The following is a 20,280-nucleotide window of genomic DNA, read 5'->3' as shown; positions in this document are numbered from 1 at the left end:
GTCGCGCACGCCTGATCGCCGCGGCGCCTGACGGATCACGTCAGACGACGGCCGGTCACCCGCTCGGCCGGGATCCGGAGGAAGTGATCCCGGGTGTCGCCGATCCACGACCGCAGCGGGAGTTCGTCCAGGCGCTGACGCTCGGCCGGGTCGGTCACCTCGGTGGCCCGCCCGACCACGGTGACGCTCCACCCGGTGTGCGTGGCCTCGTCGATCCGGTCGGCGTGGAACGCCAGCACCGCCCCGGCCGCGGCCCGCGCGAGCCTCGAGCCGGTCGCGACGCGGATCACCACCGCGTCGCCGTCGAGCCGGAAGTTGATCGGGAGGACGTCGGGCAGCGCCCGGTCGGTGAAAACAACCTGCCCCACCGGCACGCTGCTCAGCAGGGCGAGGCACTCGTCGCGATCGAGCACCACGAGGGAGGGGGAAAGGGGGCGCATCGGCTCAGTGTCGAGCGCGATCATCGTTCTCCCTAGGGACGAAGGTCCCGCGTCGCGGAGCCTCGTCGCGACGCGGGACGCCCGTCACCCGCCGTCAGAAGCGGGTGAAGACCAGCCGAGCCGGGACGTCGCCGGCCAGCACCTCGTCGAACGCCGTGTTCACCTCGTCGAGCGCGCGGGCCTGCGTGATGACCCGGGTCCGGCCCGCCGCGTGCAGCGCGAACACCTCGGTCAGGTCCTGCCGGGTGCCGACGATCGACCCGATGACGTGCTTGCCGTGCAGCACCGTGTCGAAGATCGGCAGCCGGATCGCGCCGTCCTTGGGCAGCCCCACCAGCACGAGGCGACCACCGGGGCGCAGCGACGCCAGAGCGGCCTCGGCCGCCGCGGAGCTGGCGGCGAGCACGATCGCGACGTCGGCGCCGCCCAGCGTGTGGATCGCCTCGACCGGGTCGGTCGTCGCGGCGTTGACCGTGTAGGTCGCGCCCAGTTCCTTGGCCAGCTGCAGCTTGTCCTCACGCACGTCGACGCCGATCACGGTGCCGCCCACGATCGAGGCGTACTGCACGGCCAGGTGCCCGAGACCACCGATGCCGACGACGCTCACCAGCTCGGTCGGCTGGATCCCCGCCACCTTCACGGCCTTGTACGTGGTGACGCCGGCGCAGGTGAGCGGGGCGGCGTCGACCGGGTCGACACCGTCGGGGACCGGAACGGCGTAAGCGGCGTCGGCGAGCGCGTACTCGGCGTACCCACCGTCGATGGAGTAGCCGGTGTTCTGCTGTCCGGCGCAGAGCGTCTCCCGGCCGGACACGCAGTAGCGGCAGCGTCCGCAGGCGTGGCCGAGCCAGGGCAGCGCGACCCGGTCACCGCACGCGACGGAGGTGACGCCCGTACCGACGCCGGTGACCACACCGACGCCTTCGTGCCCGGGGACGAACGGCGGTGTGGGCTTGACCGGCCAGTCGCCGCGCGCGGCGTGGATGTCGGTGTGGCACAGACCGGACGCCTCGATCCGGACCAGGATCTGGCCCGGACCGGGCGGAGTGACGGGCAGGTCCCGGATCTCCAGCGGGGCACCGAGGGCGGGAACAACAGCGGCGCGCATGGCGGCCTCCTTGGGTAAGGGGTGATTCGTGCGCCGGGGTCAGCCCAGCGCGCGGGCGTAGTCGTCCGCCACCGGGTCGCGGTGGAGCGAACGGCCGTCCGGGGTGGACGGGTGGCACCGCACCGCGATGTCCACGGCGGTCACGCCGTGTTCGTCGACGAGGAGCGGGTTGAGGTCGAGTTCGGCGATCTCCGGTGCGATCGCCGCGAGGCGGGCCAGCCGGTCGAGGACGTCCACGACCGCGCCGCGGTCCAGTGGAGGGCTCCCCCGGTGGCCACGGAGCAGGGGTGCGCACCGCAGCTCGTCGAGCATCGCGGCGGCACGGCCGGTGCCCAGCGGGCAGGTGGCCAGCGCTTTGTCGGCGAGGACTTCCTCGTGGACACCGCCCGCACCGACGAGAACGACCGGCACGCCCCCGGCCGGTGCGACGAGTCCGGCGGTCAGCTCGAGACGCCCGGTGGCCATCGTCTGCACGAGCAGGGCGTCCGAGCCGGTGCTGCGGCAGATCGCCGCGGCGGCCGCGGCGACGTCTCCCGGGGAGGCCAGTCCGACCGCGACGGCGTGCCGGTCGGTCTTGTGCACCAGGCCGGGAGCCGCCGACTTGACGACGACCGGTCCGCCGAGGTCCGCGGCGGCACGCACGGCGGCGTCCGCGCCGACGACCGGAACGGTGCGGCAGGCCGGCACACCGACCAGGTCGAGCAACCGGAGGGCGGCGCCCGCGTCGAGCCACCCGTCCGTCGATCGTGGAGCGGTGGCCAGCAGCGCGGCGACGGCGGGCTCGTCGAAGCCCGGCACCGCCGCCGGCAGGTGCGGCCGCGCCCGCCACACCGCGAGGTGTCCGGCTCTGGCGACGGCGCGGGCCGCGGATTCTCCGAACGAGTACCACGGTACGGTTGCGCCGCGGGGCGGCTCGGCGCCCAGCAGGACGCCCGCCGTCGGTATGCCGGGGTGCGCGTCGGCGACCCGCTGCACCGCGTCGACGACCGCGGAGACCGGCTGCGCGCGGGTCACCGCGTGCAACACGACGACCGCGTCGACCTCTCCGGACGCGAACACCGTGACCAGCGCGGACCGGTAGGCGGCTGGCGAAGCCTCGGCGCCGAGGTCGACGGGGTTGGACACCGCGGCGGCCCGCGGGATCAGCCGGCGGAGCGCCGCCGCGGTCGCTTCACTCAGCTCCGGGATCCGCGCGCCGGCCGCCGCGGCGGCGTCCGCGGTGAGGGCCCCGGGGCCACCCGCGTTGCCGACGACACCGATCCGGGTTCCGGCCGGAACCGGTTGGGTGGCCAGCAGCGCGGTGACGTCGAGGAGTTCCTCGGTGGTGTCGACGGCCAGCACGCCGGTGTCGCGGAACAACGCGGTGGCGGTGGCGTCCGGGGTGACGGCCGCCGCGGTGTGCGAGGCGCCGGCACGGGCGCCCGCGGCCGACCGTCCGCTGCGGAGGGCGACGACGGGCTTGTGCTGTGCGATGCGCGCGGCGATGCGCCGGAACCGGCGGGGGTTGCCGATGGACTCCAGGTACAGCGCGATGGCCCGGACACCCGGCGCGTCCTCCCAGGCGAGCAACGCGTCGTTTCCACTGACGTCGGCTTTGTTGCCGAGCGAGAGGAACTGCGACACCGCGATCCCACGCCGGGCCGCGGCCTCCAGGACGGCGATCCCGAGCGCTCCGGACTGCGAGGCCAGCCCGACTCCGGCGCCTTCCGGGGCGGTGCTGGTCCGCAGGTCGGCGAAGGTGGCGTTCAACCGGATGCGCGGGTCGAGGTTCACCACGCCGAGGCAGTTCGGGCCGACCAGCCGCATCCCGTAGCGGTGGGCGATCGCGACCAGTTCCCGCTCGGCGTCGCGGCCGCCGGTTTCGGCGAAGCCGGAGGACAGCACGACGGCCGCGCGCACGCCGGCGCGCCCGCACTCGCCGAGTGCGGCGGCGACCTTGTCCGCGGGAACGGCGACGACCGCGAGATCGATCGGGCTCGCGACGGCGGTCGCGGCCGGACCGGCCGAGCCGGGAACCGCTGCGCCGGGCACGTCCGCGACGGACGGATACGCGGGGACGTCGCCGATCGTGGCGCCCGGCGCCACGTGGGGATTGACGACCGCCAGCCGGCCGGTGAAGCCTCCGGCGAGGACGTTGGTCACTACCGCGCGGCCGACGCCGCCCGGGTTCCGTCCGGCGCCGACGACCACGATCGACGTCGGCGCCAGGACCGGAGCGAGCGAGGCCGCGCCGGCCCGCCGCTCGCGATCCGCGACCGCGGCGGCCAGCATCGTGGTGCCGGTGAGATCGACGCTCACGCCGACCGTCGACGCCTCCGGCCGTGCCATCGACACCGTGAAGCCGGCGTCGGCGAAGACCGTCATCATCGCCCGGTTCTCCGACAGCACGTCGGCGGTGAAGCGCGTGACCCCGGCCCGGCGCGAGGCGGCCGCCAGGTGCTCGAGCAGGAGCGTGCCGATGCCGGCGTGGTGGAGCCGGTCGGTCACCATCAGCGCGACCTCGGCCACGGCGGGATCGGTGCCGGTCGGCTCGGCCGACGCCACCCCGAGGATCTCGCCGTCGCGGACGGCGACCAGGGCGAGGTGGTCGTCGTCCGGATGCGCGAGGTGCTCGGCGTAGGCGGCGGCCGTGACGTCACCGACGGTGAAGAACCGCATCCGGCGGTTGCTGCCGGACGCGTCGACGTGCAGGTGACGCAGTCCGTCGGCGTCCGCGGGGACGACCGGCCGGACCAGCACGACACTTCCGCCGGCGAGGAGCGCCTCGACGTCGCTCACCGGATCACCTCGTCGATCGGACGCCGTGGGGTGGGTCCGTGCGCGAGCCCGTAGCCCACCCGCACCACCATCTGCGGGGTGCCGCCGCCGCACACGGCACTCAGCCGCTGACGTACCGCGCCGACTTCGATCGGCTGCGAGTACAGGGACGAGGTCAGCCCGGCCGATGTGGCCCGCAGCAACACGTGCTGCAGGGCCTGACCGGCGCGGAGCTCGTCGAAGCGACCGTCACCGCTGCTGGTCAGGACCGCGAGGCAGGGGTCGCTCTCGTAGCGGCGATCGGAGCTGGTCGTGGGAGCGCCGAAGTCGCGCCGCCGCAGCCGCTCGTCGGCGTGGGGACGGCCGGTCAGCCGGTCCCAGCGGACGCCGTCCGGCGGTCCGCCGGCGTCGCGGCACCAGCGCCGGAGTTCCTCGCGGTACCCCCGCCGACGCTCCAGCTCGGCGTCGGCGTCCCGGATCAGCTCGGAGACCTCACCGACGCCCCGCGCGTCCAGCACGGTCAGCCGGCAGGCCTCCTCGTCGGCGGCATGGACGAGCGCGGCCAGTGTCGCCGCCGGCACCGGAGCCTCCAGGTAGGGGCGACGGTTGGTGTGCCGCCGCGGGATGGCGTCGGCCACCGTCCGCTCGGCGGGCGTGATCCGGTGCTCGGCGACCGGGTGGACCCGGACCACCAGGTGCTTCTCCCCCGCTTCGGGGAACGGCTCGGTCTCGGCCCGCCAACCCAGCTGCGCGTACCCCAGCCGGAGGTTGTACGCGGCGGCGCCGATCGCGATGCGCTGGCCCCAGCCGGACGGATCGGTGGCGGGGAGCACCCGGGAGGGGTCGGCGAAGACTTCGACCGCGTCGCCGTCCCGGTGGAACAGCCACGGTTGGGTGTTGTGCAGCGACGGCGCCCGCGTGCCGAGCGTCACCAGTTCGGCGAACCGCTCGGCGTCGAGCAGGGTGATCCCGGGCGTGGTCATGACGACGGCCGATCGATCTCGACGACCTCGTCGTGGCCGAGCCGGTGCGCCGCGGGCACACCGAGGTCGGCGGCGGCCACGCCGACGCGCAGCACCGCGTAGGGGTGACCCTGCCAGGACAGGAGGCGGCGCAGCGACACCCGGGTATCGGTCACCTCGACGAGGTCGGTCATCGGCGACGCGGCCAGGCCTGACTCGGCGGCGGTCAGCAGGACGGCGGAGAGCGCCTGCCCGGCGCGCAGCCACGCGCGGCGGCCGTCCTGGTTGCCCCAGAGGATGAGGTACCGGGCGCCGCTGTCGTTCCCGGGCCCGGCCGGGAGCCGACCGGCGGCGTCTTCGGCGTGGGGGCGCAACGGCACTCGCCGCGGCGAGCCCTGAACGGTGACGTCCGTGGCCAGGCCTTCGGTGGCGTGCGGTGCGCGACGGGTCCAGCGGGCGAGCTCGGCGCGCTCGGCCGGGTCGGCCAGCTCCTCGCCGGCGGCGACGGACGCCAGCGCGGACAGCGTCGGCACCTGGTCGTCCCGGACGACGTGCACGTGCACCCCGTGGGCGAGGGCGGCCCCGGTCAGGCCGGCGATCATGTCCTCGGTGACCGGATCCGGTCCGAACGGCCGCCGGTCGGTGTGCCGGCGCAACGTGGTCTGGTACCGGCGGAAGTCCTCGGCCAGCGGCGTGTGGTGCCCGGCCGGGTAGATCGCCGCGAGGAGCTCCGGGTCGCGGGCGTCGGGCAGCAGCTCCACCCGGGCGTCGTAGCCCTCGGTACGCAGCGCGATCAGCGCGTGGTCGAGCGCCGCCCCGCAGCTGATCGTCAGCATGCGGCCCTCCGGGTCGACGGCGCCCAGTTGCCGGCCCGGGTCGGCACGCAGGTCCAGTGACCTCTCGTGCACGATCCAGCGCCACGGTTGGGTGTTGAGCACCGACGGCGCGCGCAGCGCGGCCGCGGCCGCGACGTCGAGGACCGCCTGGAGCGGCCGGGGTGCAGCGGTGGCGGCCATGGCGAACTCCCGTGATCTCGGTGGCTTCTGTGTTCAGCGTGCGGCCCGGCGGGGTCCGGCAGCAGAGCCGGTGGACCGCTAGGACGGGACGTTCGTCCCGACTTGCTCGACGCGGTGCAGCGCCGCGGCCACCGCGTCGGCGGGACGCGCGGTCGTGTCGATCTCGGACGCGGCCGGCCAGGGAGCGAACCCCGCGGCCAGCCGGGCGGCGATCTCGGGCGTCGCGTCGGACGGGTCGCCGGTCCGGCCGGTGATCCGCTCGGCCGCGACCTGCGCCGGGGCGACACAGCGCAGCTCCACCGGCGTCGCACCGGCCCGGGACGCGATCACGAGGGCCGCGTCGCGCGCGGCCGCGTCCACCCAGCCGGCGTCCAGGACCACCGACTCGCCGTGCCGGAGCGCGTCGGCGGCCCGGCGGAGCAGCGCGTCGTAGACCGCCGCGGTACGACCGGGCTGGTAGAGCCCGGTGCGCCACGGCGACCGCCGGTCGGTCAGCGGCCAGATCCCGGCCAGTTCCTTACGGACGCGGTCGGATCGGATCAGCACCGCGCCGAGCGCGTCGGCGAGGCCACCGGCCAGCGTCGACTTCCCGGCGCCGGGCAGGCCGCCGACGAGGATCAGCCGCGGTTCGGCGGCACGCAGATGGGTGACGCCGATCCCGAGCAGCCGGACGGCGGTGGCAGCGCTGTCGGCGACGCCCTGCTGCCGGCGCAGGCACGCGACCTTGGCCCGCATGACGGCCCGGTGAGTCACGTAGCGATGTTCCAGTGACGTCACCCGCGGGCCGCCCGCGAACTCCGCGAACCAGGCCAGGAACCGGGTGCCCGGAGCGGCTCGTCGACGTCCTTTCCGGCCCGGACCAGCGTCGAGAGCCGTCGATCGGCGGGCATCCGGCGCATCACGACGAGCCAGTCGCAGGGTCGCCCCTCCGGGTCGTGCACCTCCGCGACGCCCAGGTAGACGTCCGGCGCGAACTGCCGGTTGAGCTCGAGCTCGCGACGGCAGGCGGTGCGCCGGGACTCGCGGGTGCGGAAGTCGACGAATCCCAGGTCGACGGGCTTCTTCAGCTTGTAGGCGCGGTCGCCGACGAAGAACACGACGCCGGTGTGCGTCTCGGCGACGCCCGCGAGGGTCTCAACCACGACGCACCAGCCAGCGGTAGAGCTCGTCCGCGCCCCACACGACCGGCGGGAACGTGCACAGCAGCGCGACCGTCCAGCCGTCCAGCGCCGCGGTGCCGAACACCGCCTGCAGCGGCGGCAGGTAGACCAGCGCCGCGGTGAACACGACTTCGAACACGACGCCGATCAACAGCAGGCGGTTGGTGAACAGTCCGACCGTGAACAGCGAGACCCGCTCGGTCCGCGACGCGAACGCGGTGCCGATCTGGCAGGCCACGATTCCCGCGAACGTCGCGGTGGTGGCCTGCAGGTAGGTGTGGTGCCCGACGTCGGCGCCCGGCGTCCAGCCGGCGCGCCAGAGCACGGAGAAGAACGCGAGCAGCACGAGCGCGGCGGACACGGGGCCGAGCACCGCCCACGCCCGGATCAGCATGCGTCGGGTGACGACCCCTTCGGAGCGGCGCCGCGGTGGCCGGTCCATCAGGCCCGGCTCGGCCGGTTCGCGGCCCAGCGCGAGCGCGGGGAGCGTCTCGGTGCCGAGGTCGATCGCGAGGATCTGCAGCACGGTCAGCGGCAGCGGGATCGCGCCGCCGGAGAGCGCGAACAGCAGGAACGGGACCACCTCGGGAACCGCGTGGGCGAAGATGTAGAGGATGAACTTGCGGACGTTGTCGTAGACGCGCCGTCCCGCCTCCACGGCCCGGACGATCGTCGCGAAGTCGTCGTCGGTGAGCACCATCGTGGCGGCCTCGCGGGCGACGTCGGTGCCCGATTTCCCCATCGCGATGCCGATGTCCGCGCGGCGCAGCGCGGGCGCGTCGTTGACGCCGTCGCCGGTCATCGCGACCACCTCACCGCCCCGGGACAGTGCGTCGGCGATCCGCAGCTTGTCCTCCGGGGTGCTGCGCGCGAACACCACCTCGCCGTCGGTCTGCAGTCGTCCGGCGAGCTGTTCGTCGGTCATCGCCGCCAACTCGTCGCCCGTGATCACCGCGGAGTCGTCGTCGCCGATGCCCACCGAGCGGGCGATCGCGGCCCCGGTCAGCGGGCTGTCACCGGTCACGACGTGGACGCGGAGGCCCGCCCGGTGGCAGGTCCGCACGGCCGGAGCGACCGAGGGACGCGGCGGGTCGAGCAGGCCGACCAGCCCGCAGAGCCGCAGGTCGCGTTCGACCGCGTCGCGGTCGGCGGGCACGGTGTCGCCCAGCGGCCGGTGCGCGACCGCGAGGACCCGCAGTCCGCGCCCGGCCAGTTGCGCGACGACGCTCTCGGCGGTCGCGCGCTCCGCGTCGCTCAGCCGGCAGAGCGGGAGCACGGCCTCGGGCGCGCCCTTGCCGGAGACCTCGCGGCGTTCGGTGCCGCGGTCGACGGTCGACATCCGGCGCAGCCGCGGATCGAAGCGGTGCACGGTGATCCGCAGCGCCCCACGCGCCGGAACGTGGATCCGGGCGAATCGCAGCAACGCCAGTTCGGTGGGGTCGCCGGTGTCGTGCTCACCGTCCAGCGTCGCGTCGGTGCACCGGGCGAGCGCCTCGGCCAGTGCCGCGACGTGGCCGTCGCCGGGCGGGATGTCGGCGGCGTCGCGGATGTCGGCATGCGGTGTCCACAGCTGGTGGACCTGCATGCGGTTCGCGGTCAGCGTGCCGGTCTTGTCGGTGCAGATGACGGTCGTGGACCCGAGGGTCTCCACCGCGGACAGCCGTTTGACGACCGCTCCGGCGCGTGCCAGCGACCGGACGCCCACCGCGAGCGCGAGCGTGATCGTCGGCAGCAGCCCCTCGGGGACGTTCGCGACCAGCAGCCCGACCGCGAAGACCAGGGCGGCCGGGAGCGACAGACCCGCGACCAGGCCCAGCGGCAGGAACGCGAGGCCGACGCCGACCGCGACGGCGGCGATCAGCCACGCCACCCGGCGCACCTGGCGCTCGAGCGGGCTGTCCGTGCGCTCCACGCCGTGCGACAGCGTCGCGATCCGCCCGATCTCGGTCGCGGCACCGGTCGCGAACACCACCGCGTGACCGGTCCCACCGGTGCAGAGCGTGCCGCGGAAGACCGCGTCGGGGACGTGCAGCAGCTGGGCAACGGCGTCGGTCTCCCCCGCGGTGCGGATCACCGGGACCGATTCGCCGGTCAGCGCGCTCATGTCGACCTCGACGGCCCCGTCCAGCAGCCGGGCGTCGGCCGGGACCGTCGCACCCTCGTCCACCAGGAGGACGTCACCCGGGACGATCTCGACCGCGTCCAGCTCGACCACGTGGCCGTCACGCAGCACCCGGGCGTGCGGCGGCAGGAACGCCGCGAGCGCCTCGACCGACCGCTCGGCCTGCTGCTCCTGCCAGAACGCCAGCGCGGCGTTGAGGAGAACGACCGCGACGATGGCGATCGCCAGCGTGGGAGTACCCGAGAGCCCGGCCAGCACCGCGGCGCCCCAGAGCAGCAGCGCCAACGGGTGGACCAGCTGCCGGGTCAGCGCCCTGATCCAGCTGGGGCCGCCTTGGGTGGGGAGGGCGTTCGGGCCGTACTGGACGCGCCGCCGGGCCGCTTCCTCCGCGCTCAGCCCGCCGGGCCGCGCCCGGAGGTCGCGGAGCAGTGACTGCATGTTCTCCCGGGGATCGCCGACGATCACCGGCGAGTGGGTCTCCTCGATGACGTTCACGGTGGTTCTCCTCGCCTGGTCCTCGATCACCGTCGCTCCCCCGGGAAGGCGGTCACGAGGGGCGAAGGTCCCGTTTCTCGCACCGCGCCCTCGAACGCCGCGCCCCCGAACACGGCGCCGGTCGCCCGTTCCCTGTCCGGAGCCGAGCCGTAGTGCTGTTCGGCGCGGATCGCGAGCCTCGCCGGCTCCAGTACCTCGTTGTCGGAGTTCGCGCTCCTCGCGCACGGGTTCTCCGGGCGGCGCCGGTGGGCGTGGGGGCTCGGGACCAAGGTCCCGGGAACCGGCCGGAGCGGGCCGGGCGGACCGGGACCTCTGCCTCTGCTGGGCACGCCGGCGCGAGTGGAATCTGGACTTGCACCGAGCACCCCCACTACCGACGAGGTGACGCACGATGGCCACCACCCACGGCAAGCAGCACCGCCTCCACATCCCCGACTCGCTCCACCTGACCGCCCCCGACAGCCCGGCCGCGCTCTACGACACGCCGGACGGCCGCACCGCCACCGCGACCCGGATCGTGCTCGCCGCGACCCGGATCGTCGTCGGCTGGACGTTCCTGTGGGCGTTCGTCGACAAGGTCTTCGGTCTCGGCTACGCGACGCCCGCCGGCAAGGGCTGGATCGACGGCGGTTCGCCCACGCAGGGCTTCCTGGCGAACGGCGCCAAGGGCCCGTTCGAAGGCCTCTACCACGACCTGGCCGGCACCGCCTTCGCCAACTGGGCGTTCATGCTCGGTCTGCTCGGCATCGGCGTCGCGATGACGCTCGGCATCGGAATGCGCATCGCCGGCGTCAGCGGCAGCCTGCTCTACGTCCTGATGTGGACCGTCGCGCTGCCCCCGGAGAACAACCCGATCACCGACGATCACATCCTCGGCGCGCTGATCGTGGCCGCGCTCGTCCTGCTCGGAGCCGGCAACTACTTCGGCTTCGGCACCTGGTGGCGGCAGACCGCGCTGGTCCAGAGGTTCCCCTGGCTCACGTGAGCCCGGCCCGATCACAACTGCCCACAACGGCCCGGCCCTCGAGGGCCGGGCCGTGTCCGTGAGGAGATCACCATGCGCGCGCTCCGCCTCGTCGCCTGGCACCACGACCCCGAGTTCGCCGAGCTGCCCGTCCCCGACCCGGGACCGGGGCAGGTACTCGTCCGTGTCGGCGGCGCCGGCGTCTGCCACTCCGACCTCCACCTCCTCCACGATTTCCCGCCCGGCCTGCTCGACTGGCCGGTGCCGTTCACGCTCGGCCACGAGAACGCCGGCTGGGTGCACGCCGTCGGCGCGGGAGTCGACCTGGAGCCGGGCCTCCCGGTCGCGGTGTACGGGCCGTGGGGCTGCGGAACGTGCCGCACCTGCGCCACCGGCGCCGAGAACTACTGCGCGTCGGTGCCCGGCAACTGGACCGTCGCCGGCCTCGGGGCCGACGGCGGAATGGCCGAGTACCTGCTGGTGCCGTCGGCACGCTTCCTCGTTCCGCTGCCGGACGGCCTGTCGCCGGCCGAGGCCGCGCCACTGACCGACGCGGCCCTCACGCCCTACCACGCGATCGCCAAGGCACGGTCCGTGCTGACGCCGGGCGCCACCGCGGTCGTGATCGGCATCGGCGGCCTGGGGCACCTCGCCGTGCAGATCCTGCGCGCGACCACCGATTCCGAGATCATCGCCGTGGACACCAAACCCGAGGCCCTCGAGTTGGCCAAGACGTGCGGCGCCGACCACCTGGTGCACGCCAGCGCGTGCGCCGAGGACGCCGTCCGCAACCTCACCCGCGGTGCGGGTGCCGCGGCCGTCCTCGACCTGGTCGGTTCCGACGCCACGTTGTCGATCGCGGCGAGGTCGGTCGCGAAGGGCGGTCAGATCCTGATCGTCGGACTGGGTGGTGGGGTGTTGCCGGTGTCGCTGCTCGGTACGCCCTACGGCGTCTCGGTCACGCCCACCTACTGGGGAACCCGCCCCGAGCTGCACGAGGTGCTGCGGCTGGCCGCGCGCGGGGACCTGCGCGCCGAGGTGCGCACCTGGCCGCTGAGCCGGGCCACCGACGCCTACGCGGCGGTCGCCGCCGGCACCGTGCCCGGCCGCGCCGTCGTCGTCCCCGGCTGAGCAGCTCTGGACCCGGGTCTTTGGTCGCAGTCCCCGGGGCCCTCCCGGCCCTACTGCGAGCCACCCGGGGCGACGACCGTGGACGAGGGACCCGCCAACGACGAAGGGAACCAACCATGTCCGACCGTGCGGCAATCGACCAGCTGACCGAAGCGACCCTGGCGGCGCTCCGCGCCCCATCGGTCCTCAACACCCAGCCCTGGCGGTGGACGTTCCTCGGCGACACCGCGGAGCTCCGGCTCGACGCCGACCGCCGGCTCGGCGCGCTCGACCCCGACGGACGCCTGCTGCTGCTCAGCTGCGGCGCCGCCCTGGACCACGCGGTGGCGGCGCTGCGCGCCGGTGGGTACGCCGGGAGCGTCGAGCGCCTGCCGGACGACACCCGGCCGGAGCTGGTGGCCCGGCTGCGTCTCGGTGCGCGCTGCGTGGCCGACCCACGGAACCACGAGGCGATCTACCGCCGCCAGACCGAGCGCCGGCCGTTCGCGGAGAAGCCGCCCGCGGCCGCCGACCTGGACGCGCTGCGGGCGGCCGCCGGGCGCCACGATGCCCGGCTGCGGTTCCTGACGCCGGACGAGCTCACCTCGTTCGCCGACATCGCCGAGGTGGCCGACGTCGTCGAACACGCCGAGCCGTCGCTCCTGCGCGATCTGCGGACCTGGACCACCCGCCCGGCCGACCGGCGCGACGGCCTGCCCGGCCGCACCATCGTGCCGGACACCTGGCGGACCGTGCCGACGCGCACCTTCCGCCGTGAGCACGAGCAGCTGGGTTCGGGCACCGACGGCGGCACCGCCTACGGCGTCCTGCTCACCGAACGCGACGACCGCCGCTCCTGGCTGGCGGCCGGCGAGGCGCTGTCCGACGTCTGGCTGACGCTGACCGGCCACAGGCTCGTCGCGTCGCCGATCAGCGAAGTGGTCGAGGTCTCCTCGGCCCGGCGTGCGCTGCGCACCCTGCTGGGCGGGAGCGACCACCCGGCGATCGCGCTGCGGATCGGCGTCCCCGCCGACACGGCGGCCCCACCCCGGACCGTCCGGCGTCCGAACTCGGACGCGCTCGGGTTCCCCGGCCAATCGTAAGGAGACGCTCCGATGGTCACGTTCGTCTACGACTTCACCCACGGCAACAAGGACATGAAGGACCTGCTGGGCGGGAAGGGAGCGAACCTGGCCGAGATGACCACCATCGGTCTCCCGGTGCCGCCCGGCTTCACGATCACCACCGAGGCCTGCCGGGCCTACCTGCGAACCGGCCGGGAGCCGGCCGAACTGGCCGATCAGGTCAGCGAGAAACTCGCTGACCTCGAACGCCGGATGGGCCGTCGCCTCGGTGACCCGTCCGATCCGCTGCTGGTCTCGCGGCGCACCGGGGCGAGTCGGCCTGGGACTCCTACCGGCGGTTGATCGAGATGTTCGGACGCACGGTGTGCGGCGTCCCGTCCGCGGACTTCGACGCGGCGAAAGCACTCGTCGAGGACCCGGAAGAACTCGTCACCGCATATCAAAAGGTCTTCCTCGAACACACCGGCCGGCCGTTCCCGCAGGACCCCCGCGAGCAACTGGACCTCGCGGTGCGCGCGGTGTTCGAGTCGTGGAACTCCGAACGCGCCGTGCTCTACCGTCGCCAGGAACGCATCCCTGCCCACCTCGGCACCGCGGTGAACGTGATGGCGATGGTGTTCGGCAACCTCGGGCCCGACTCCGGCACCGGCGTCGCGTTCACCCGCGATCCGGCCACCGGCGCCCGGGGCGTCTACGGCGACTACCTGCCGGACGCCCAGGGCGAGGACGTCGTCGCGGGCATCCGCAACACCGTGCCGCTGCAGGACCTGGAGCAGATCGATCCCTCCTCGTACCGCGAACTGCTCGAACACATGGCGACGCTGGAGGCGCACTACCGCGACCTCTGCGACATCGAGTTCACGATCGAGCGCGGCACGCTCTGGATGCTGCAGACCCGGGTCGGCAAGCGCACCGCCGCCGCCGCGTTCGTCATCGCGTCCCAGCTGATCGACGAAGGGCTGATCGACGCCGACGAGGCCCTGGCCCGCGTCGACGGCACGCAGCTGGCGCACCTGATGTTCCCCATGTTCGAGGTCGGCGCGGCCACTCGCGCGCTCGCGCACGGCGTCGGCGCCTCCCCCGGCGCCGCCGTGGGGCGGATCGTCTTCGACTCGGCTCGCGCCACCGCGCTCGCCGCCGAAGGCGAGCACGTCGTCCTCGTGCGCCGGGAGACCAACCCCGACGACCTGCCCGGCATGATCGCCGCCGACGGGATCCTGACCAGCCGGGGAGGCAAGACGTCCCATGCCGCGGTGGTGGCCCGCGGCATGGGCAAGACCTGTGTCTGCGGCGCGGACGGCCTGCAGGTCGACGCCGAGCGGCGCGAGCTGACCGTCGACGGACACGTGCTCACCGAGGGCGAGGTGATCTCGATCGACGGGACCACCGGGCGCGTCTACCTCGGCGCGGTGCCGGTCGCGCCGTCGCCGGTCGTGCGGTACTTCGAGGGCTCCCTGGCCCCGACCGCCGACCGGCTGGTCGCGGCCGTCGACCGGCTGCTCCGGCACGCGGACGCCCGGCGCCGGCTCGGTGTGCACGCCAACGCCGACACCGGCCCCGATGCCGCCCGGGCCCGGCGCTTCGGCGCCGAGGGCGTCGGGCTGTGCCGCACCGAGCACATGTTCCTCGGGGAGCGCCGGGGCCTGATCGAACGGCTCGTCCTGGCCGACGACGCCGCCGGACGCGAGCTCGCGCTGGATGCGCTGCTGCCGCTGCAGCAGGCGGACTTCGAGGAGCTGTTCCGGGAGATGGACGGTCTGCCGGTCACGATCCGGTTGATCGACCCGCCGCTGCACGAGTTCCTGCCGTCGCTGGAAGAACTGGCGGTGAAGGTCGGCGTCGCCCAGGCGCTCGGGAACGACCCCGGGAGCGACCTGGCCCTGCTCGCGGCCGTGCGCCGGATGCACGAGGCCAACCCGATGCTCGGGTTGCGCGGTGTGCGTCTCGGGCTCGTCGTTCCCGGTCTGTTCGCCATGCAGATCCGCGCGATCGTGCGAGCGGCGGTCGCGCACCGCGAGGCGGGCGGCGATCCGCGGCCGGAGATCATGGTGCCGCTCGTCGGTACCGTGCAGGAGCTGGAGACCGTGCGCGCCGAGGCGGAGAAGCTGACCGCCGGATTCCCGGTGAGGATCGGCACGATGATCGAAGTCCCGCGCGCGGCGCTCACCGCCGGCGAGATCGCGCACGCGGCCGACTTCTTCTCGTTCGGGACGAACGACCTGACCCAGATGGGCTGGGGGTTCTCCCGCGACGACGTCGAGGGCGCGTTCTTCTCCCGCTACCTGGAACTGGGCATCTTCGGGGTGTCGCCGTTCGAGACGATCGACCGGAAGGGCATCGGCCGGATGATCCGCATCGCGGTCGAGGAGGGCCGGGCGGCGCGCCCGGAGCTGCACATCGGCGTCTGCGGCGAACACGGCGGAGACCCGGAGTCGGTGCACTTCTTCCACGACGCCGGTTTGGACTACGTCTCGTGCTCGCCGTACCGGGTGCCGATCGCGCGCCTGGAGGCCGGCCGTGCCGCCGTGGCCGGGACGGGGTCCGACACGCGCTGAGAGCGGTACGCACCGAAGCCGGCCGCGACCACGGTTCTCGCGGCCGCCCTGAGCGTAGGGTGGGAGAGCCGAAGCGTTCGGAGAGTGGCGCCTACTCAGCATGGTCCCTGGAGGACAGCGTGGCGCGAGAAGCAGAACCGATGCTTCACTTCCCGGATCTGCCCCGGCTGGAGCTCGATCAGCTCCTCGCCCAACTGATCGAGCGCGCCACCGAGGTCATGGGCGCGCAGGGGCGGCTGCGCGGTCTGCTCCGCGCCAACCAGCTGATCGTCACCGACCTCGCGCTACCGGCCGTGCTGCGTCACGTGGTCGAAGCGGCCCGCGAACTGCTCGACGCCCGCTACGCCGCGCTGGGCGTGCTGACGCCGGCCGGAGGCCTGGTCGAGTTCGTCCACGTGGGCATGCCCGCCGACACCGTCACCACGATCGGTGACCTGCCGACCGGCAAGGGGCTACTCGGTGCTCTGATCGACGATCCCCGGCCGATCCGGCTCGACCGGCTCGACGACGACGTCCGCTCGTCCGGTTTCCCGCCCGGGCACCCGCCGATGGAGAACTTCCTCGGCGTCCCGATCCGCATCCGCGACGAAGTGTTCGGCAACCTCTACCTGACCGACAGCGTGCACGGCCGATTCAGCGCCGAGGACGAGGAACTGGCCCGCGCGCTCGCCGCCACCGCGGCGGTGGCGATCGACAACGCCCGCCACTTCGAGTCCACCCGCCGTCGCGGCGAGTGGCTCGACGCGTCCGCAGCGGTCACGCAACGATTGCTCGCGCCCGGCACCCGGGACGCACTCCGGATGATCGCCGAGAACACCCGGCGGTTGTCCGACGCCGATCTGGTCGCGTTGTTCCTCCCGGAGGATCAGTCCCGCTCCACGCTGCGCGTGGAAGTCGCCGTCGGCGGAACCGCGGATCAGGTGACCGGCCGGAACGTGGCCGCGGACGGCTCGCTGTGCGGACACGTCTTCACCACCGGGCAGCCGCTCCGGTTCCGGGATCCGGCCGACCACCCGGACCTCCCGCGCTCGGCCATCGCCGATGACGTCAGCGCCGGCCCGATGCTGTTCGTCCCGCTGACCGGCTCCGGACGGACCAACGGCGTGCTCGCCGTGATCCGCCATCCGGGACGCCCGGCGTTCTCCTCCGAGGACCTGGACATGGCGGCCGGATTCGCCGCCCAGGCCTCCGTCGGGCTCGAACTCGCCGACGCCCGGGCCGACCAGGAACGGATGGGCATGGTCGAGGAACGCCGGCGCATCGCCGAAGGTCTACACGACCACGTCATCCAGCGGCTGTTCGCGGCCGGGCTCACGCTGCACGGCGCGGCGGCGCGGATACCGGACCGCGCGCTGTCCCGCGAGTTGGTCGGTGTCGTCGAGCAGCTCGACGACACGATCAGCCAGATCCGGAGCAGCATCTTCGCGCTCGAGCAGACCGGCCCCCGCACCGGTGGGTTGCGGGCCGAGATCCTCGACCTGGTGAACGACGCCGCCGGAGCACTGGGCTTCTCCCCCGGCCTCCGGTTCTCCGGCCCGATCGACGCGCTCCTCGGCGGCCCGGGGACTTCCCTCGGCGCGGACCTGCTCGCGGTGCTCCGGGAGGCGCTGAGCAACGCCGCCCGGCACGCGCACGCCACCCGGGTCGAGGTCGGGATCACCGCCAAGGACGCCCAGGCGGGCCGCCGCGCCGAGATCACGCTCGAGGTCCGGGACGACGGCATCGGAACGGGTCCCACCGACGACCGCAGCGGCCTGGCCGATCTGCGTGCGCGCGCCGAACGCCACGGCGGGACGTTCCTGGTCGCGCCCGCTCTGCCGAACGGCACCTGCCTGTCCTGGACGGCACCGCTCGCCTAGGTGAACGGCACCGTGCGGCCGGTGATCTCCTCGGCCCGGATCACGATCCAGCGGCCGGTCGCCGCCGCGGACGGCAGCGACGGCAGCGGAGCCCCGGCGAGCAGCAGCGCCGTGCGCTCGTCGTCGGCCAGGAAACCGGCCGTGCCTTTCACGACGACGCTCCAGCCGAGCGGCAGCGCGCCGGTGTATCCGACGCCGTCCACCTCGAACGTGATCGGCGCCCCGTCCAGGGCCGCGCCGAGCTTCGATCCGTATCCGGACTTGAACGCGATCGTCGTGCCGAGCAGGACGTAGTTGACCGGAAGCACCTCGACCGTCCCGGCGCGGACGAACCCCACCCGGCCGAGCCGTTCGCCGCGTACCAGCGCAAGGCATTGTTCGGTCTCCAGCACGCCGGCTCCGGCGTGGTCGTGCACGTGGGTCTGGAAGTCGGCGGCCATGGTGATCCCCTCCGGGAAAGGAGGGAACCGCGCCCGATCGGGCGGACGCGGCTCCGGGAGCGGTGGTGTGTCAGATGCGGGCCAGCTCGTCGCCCGTCGCGGGGGCGGGTGCCGCCGGCGGCGCCGGTGGGAGCACCGACACGCTGCCCGGGTCGGTGCCGCCGGTGTCCAGGCGGAACGGCGGGTACTCGTCGGTGCCGAGCGTCATCGCGTAGTAGACGACGCGCCAGTGCCACCGCAGCACGCCGACGTTGAACGCGAAAACGCCCTTCGGGTAGCGGCCGGTGAGCAGGATGCTGACCCAGGCCACCACCGTGAGAAGGCCGAACGCGAGCCAGAGGAACGCCAGCACGACGAAGTGCGGAATCGCCAGGAGCCACTTCACGAGCCACAGACCACGGTGGAGCGGCTGGTCGAGCCGCGCGTCGACCCGCACCGGGTAGGCGCCCGGGGTGCCGGTTCCCGGCGCCGGACCGGGCTCGTGGCTCACCCCGGCAACCGCTCCGACGAGCAACCCGGCGGCCAGGAGCGCGCTGACCAGAGCGGCACCCAGAAACCAGCCGCCGGCCGGCAGCAGGGCGTCCGTCCGCAGACCGGCGCGCGCGTCGACGTCGACGCCCGGGTTCGCGTCGGAGTTCATCACGACGAGCGTCCAGTCACCGGGCCGGACGCTCCAGGTGAGCGTCCGGCGTCCCGCTCCGTCGGCCGAGGCGACCCAGAAGGCCTGCTCGGCGGGCGTTCCCGACAGCGCTCCGGCGCCGTCGTGCCGTCGGTAGTCGGCCCGCCCGCCGTAGACGCCGGACACCACGTCGTAGGACGCCGGGCTCAGGTACGCGGTCACGTCCGCCGTCCGGGCGATGCCGAGGAAGACGTCGTGGCCGCCGAGATCGTCGGCGGTCACCCGGACCGTACCGAGCCGGTCGGTCATGCGGTCGGCGTAGCCGCCGTGCATGTGGGCGAAGATCGCCATCGGCTCCGACGTGATCGCGACCGTCGGCGACGCCAGCCGCTGCGACGGCAGGACGTAGAAGCCGTCCGCGTCGCGTCGGGTGGCGTGCGCCCAGAGCAACGGTCCGGCGATCGCCAGCAGCACGAGCGTCACGACCAGGCTCAGAACCCCGAAGATCAGCAGCACGGTCTGTCGGGTACGCATGAGGCCCTCCCTTCGAGCGGGGAGGGCGGCGAAAGGGTGCAACCCTTCCCCGCACTCCAGACTGGCCCTCCGGCCCGCACCACCCCAGGCCGGAAAGACCCGTCGTGGCGGGACTTAGGCCATGTCCTGCGAATCCGTGCTCGGCCGCGGCTCCGCTCAGCGCACGACGAGTACCGGGCAGGCCGCCTGCCCGGCCAGCGCCCGCGGCACGGCGCCGAGCAGCTCCGACGGGATCGCGTTCCGGCCGACCGCGCCGAGCACCAGCAGCGCCGCACCGGTGGACAGACCGTCGAGCGCGCGCACGGGTGCGTCGTGCACGACGCGCCCGGCGACCTCCACCGACGGATGCCGCGGCGACCATTCGCCGATCGCGGCGTCCACGAGCGCCCGCGCGGTGGCGGCGCCGTCCGTGTGGGCGCCCACGGTGGCCGCGTGCGCGATCGTCAACCGCCCTCGGCGCGCGCCCGCTTCGCCGAACGCCGCGGCCAGCACCGGCCGGTCGGCCGCCGAGCCGTCGATCCCGACGACGACCTCACCGGCCCATTCCGGCGGCCGGCCGGTTCGTCCACCCGCGACGACCGCGACCGGGCACCCCGCGAACCGCAGTACCGCGGCCGGAACCGACGCCAGATGCGTGCCGACCCGGCCGCCCCGACCGCTCCGCCCGACCACCAGCAACTGGGCGTCGGCGGCCACCGCGAGTAACGCCGCGGCCGGGGAGTCGGGCCGGACCGTCCCGGTGACCGGCAGGCCGGGAGCGGTGGTGCGGCACCGGATCGCCGCGCGGTCGAGTTCACCCTGTCCGGCGCCCCGCGCGGACGGTTCCGCCTCGGCCACCACGACGTGCAGCCGCGCACCGCGGGCGGCGGCTTCCCGCGCGGCCCAGTCGAGTGCCCGGGTACCGCCGGGTGAACCGTCGATACCGACCACCACGGCGCCCCGAGCTTCGCGCTCCTGGACCGCTCCCCGTTCCGTCGCACCGTCGATCGTCACGGCACACCTCCCCGTCGTCTCTCCCGATCGTCGGGCGCGTGCCGTCCCGGCGGCAGAGGCG

General features: G+C 74.0%; 15 protein-coding genes and 1 pseudogene. 5 read left to right on the top strand and 11 right to left on the bottom strand.

The features are described 5' to 3' along the window. Positions 1–35: 35 nt before the first annotated feature. The 8 genes from CRYAR_RS18025 to CRYAR_RS17990 form a co-directional block, all read right to left on the bottom strand. Positions 36–440 (bottom strand): pyridoxamine 5'-phosphate oxidase family protein, encoded by a 405-nt coding sequence (locus tag CRYAR_RS18025; protein WP_035864508.1) that lies wholly within the window; start codon positions 438–440, stop codon positions 36–38. Between the two features lie 94 nt (positions 441–534). Beyond that, positions 535–1,548: an alcohol dehydrogenase AdhP gene (gene adhP, locus CRYAR_RS18020; protein WP_035852327.1), complete on the bottom strand. Its 1,014-nt coding sequence runs from the start codon at positions 1,546–1,548 to the stop codon at positions 535–537. A 39-nt stretch (positions 1,549–1,587) separates the two neighbouring features. Beyond that, positions 1,588–4,326 carry a bifunctional acetate--CoA ligase family protein/GNAT family N-acetyltransferase gene (locus CRYAR_RS18015; RefSeq protein WP_051570550.1) on the bottom strand — a complete coding sequence of 913 codons (2,739 nt, stop codon included), beginning with the start codon at positions 4,324–4,326 and terminating at the stop codon, positions 1,588–1,590. Next, on the bottom strand, positions 4,323–5,288 hold the full coding sequence (locus CRYAR_RS18010) for an Acg family FMN-binding oxidoreductase (RefSeq protein WP_084700655.1): 966 nt from the start codon (positions 5,286–5,288) through the stop codon (positions 4,323–4,325). Before CRYAR_RS18010 ends, CRYAR_RS18015 begins: the two co-directional genes overlap by 4 nt. Then, positions 5,285–6,283 carry an Acg family FMN-binding oxidoreductase gene (locus tag CRYAR_RS18005; RefSeq protein WP_035852323.1) on the bottom strand — a complete coding sequence of 333 codons (999 nt, stop codon included), beginning with the start codon at positions 6,281–6,283 and terminating at the stop codon, positions 5,285–5,287. The genes CRYAR_RS18010 and CRYAR_RS18005 overlap by 4 nt, the downstream gene beginning before the upstream one ends. A gap of 78 nt (positions 6,284–6,361) precedes the next feature. Continuing rightward, on the bottom strand, positions 6,362–7,036 hold the full coding sequence (locus CRYAR_RS48960; RefSeq protein ID WP_211247517.1) for a P-loop nucleotide/nucleoside kinase family protein: 675 nt from the start codon (positions 7,034–7,036) through the stop codon (positions 6,362–6,364). 20 nt (positions 7,037–7,056) lie between these two features. Continuing rightward, entirely contained in the window at positions 7,057–7,425 is a 369-nt protein-coding gene (locus tag CRYAR_RS48955) for a hypothetical protein (RefSeq protein ID WP_035852318.1), read from the bottom strand. Further along, positions 7,418–10,003, bottom strand: a complete 2,586-nt coding sequence (locus CRYAR_RS17990) for an HAD-IC family P-type ATPase (RefSeq protein WP_084701932.1) — start codon at positions 10,001–10,003, stop codon at positions 7,418–7,420. The genes CRYAR_RS48955 and CRYAR_RS17990 overlap by 8 nt, the downstream gene beginning before the upstream one ends. Before the next feature lie 448 nt (positions 10,004–10,451). Here CRYAR_RS17990 and CRYAR_RS17985 point away from each other — a divergent pair, with 448 nt between their 5' ends. From CRYAR_RS17985 to CRYAR_RS17965, 5 genes and pseudogenes are all read left to right on the top strand, one after another. Next, a complete protein-coding gene (locus CRYAR_RS17985) occupies positions 10,452–11,045 on the top strand; it encodes a membrane protein (protein WP_035852315.1) in 594 nt (197 codons plus the stop codon). A 72-nt stretch (positions 11,046–11,117) separates the two neighbouring features. Further along, complete coding sequence (locus CRYAR_RS17980; RefSeq protein WP_035852313.1) at positions 11,118–12,155, top strand: NAD(P)-dependent alcohol dehydrogenase; 1,038 nt, start codon at positions 11,118–11,120, stop codon at positions 12,153–12,155. A 116-nt stretch (positions 12,156–12,271) separates the two neighbouring features. Beyond that, the gene (locus tag CRYAR_RS17975; protein WP_051570546.1) at positions 12,272–13,237 is read left to right on the top strand and encodes an Acg family FMN-binding oxidoreductase; all 966 of its coding nucleotides are present in this window, start codon (positions 12,272–12,274) and stop codon (positions 13,235–13,237) included. Positions 13,238–13,249: 12 nt separating this feature from the next. Further along, a pseudogene (gene ppdK, locus CRYAR_RS17970) lies at positions 13,250–15,774 on the top strand (pyruvate, phosphate dikinase). A 140-nt stretch (positions 15,775–15,914) separates the two neighbouring features. After that, positions 15,915–17,633, top strand: a complete 1,719-nt coding sequence (locus CRYAR_RS17965; protein WP_051570544.1) for a sensor histidine kinase — start codon at positions 15,915–15,917, stop codon at positions 17,631–17,633. Here the strand turns inward: CRYAR_RS17965 and CRYAR_RS17960 are convergent. The 3 genes from CRYAR_RS17960 to CRYAR_RS17950 all read right to left on the bottom strand — a co-directional run bounded on the left by CRYAR_RS17960 (position 17,630) and on the right by CRYAR_RS17950 (position 20,219). After that, on the bottom strand, positions 17,630–18,073 hold the full coding sequence (locus CRYAR_RS17960) for a pyridoxamine 5'-phosphate oxidase family protein (protein WP_035852310.1): 444 nt from the start codon (positions 18,071–18,073) through the stop codon (positions 17,630–17,632). The genes CRYAR_RS17965 and CRYAR_RS17960 overlap by 4 nt on opposite strands. Before the next feature lie 70 nt (positions 18,074–18,143). Further along, positions 18,144–19,226, bottom strand: a complete 1,083-nt coding sequence (locus CRYAR_RS48945) for a DUF4389 domain-containing protein (protein WP_051570542.1) — start codon at positions 19,224–19,226, stop codon at positions 18,144–18,146. A gap of 156 nt (positions 19,227–19,382) precedes the next feature. Next, a complete protein-coding gene (locus CRYAR_RS17950; protein ID WP_035852307.1) occupies positions 19,383–20,219 on the bottom strand; it encodes a universal stress protein in 837 nt (278 codons plus the stop codon). Positions 20,220–20,280: the final 61 nt, after the last annotated feature.

The sequence above is a fragment of the Cryptosporangium arvum DSM 44712 genome (assembly GCF_000585375.1).
In the GTDB taxonomy this organism is placed as follows: domain Bacteria; phylum Actinomycetota; class Actinomycetes; order Mycobacteriales; family Cryptosporangiaceae; genus Cryptosporangium; species Cryptosporangium arvum.
Note: the sequence above shows the minus strand (reverse complement) of the source record. Positions and strands in the feature narration are given on the sequence as shown.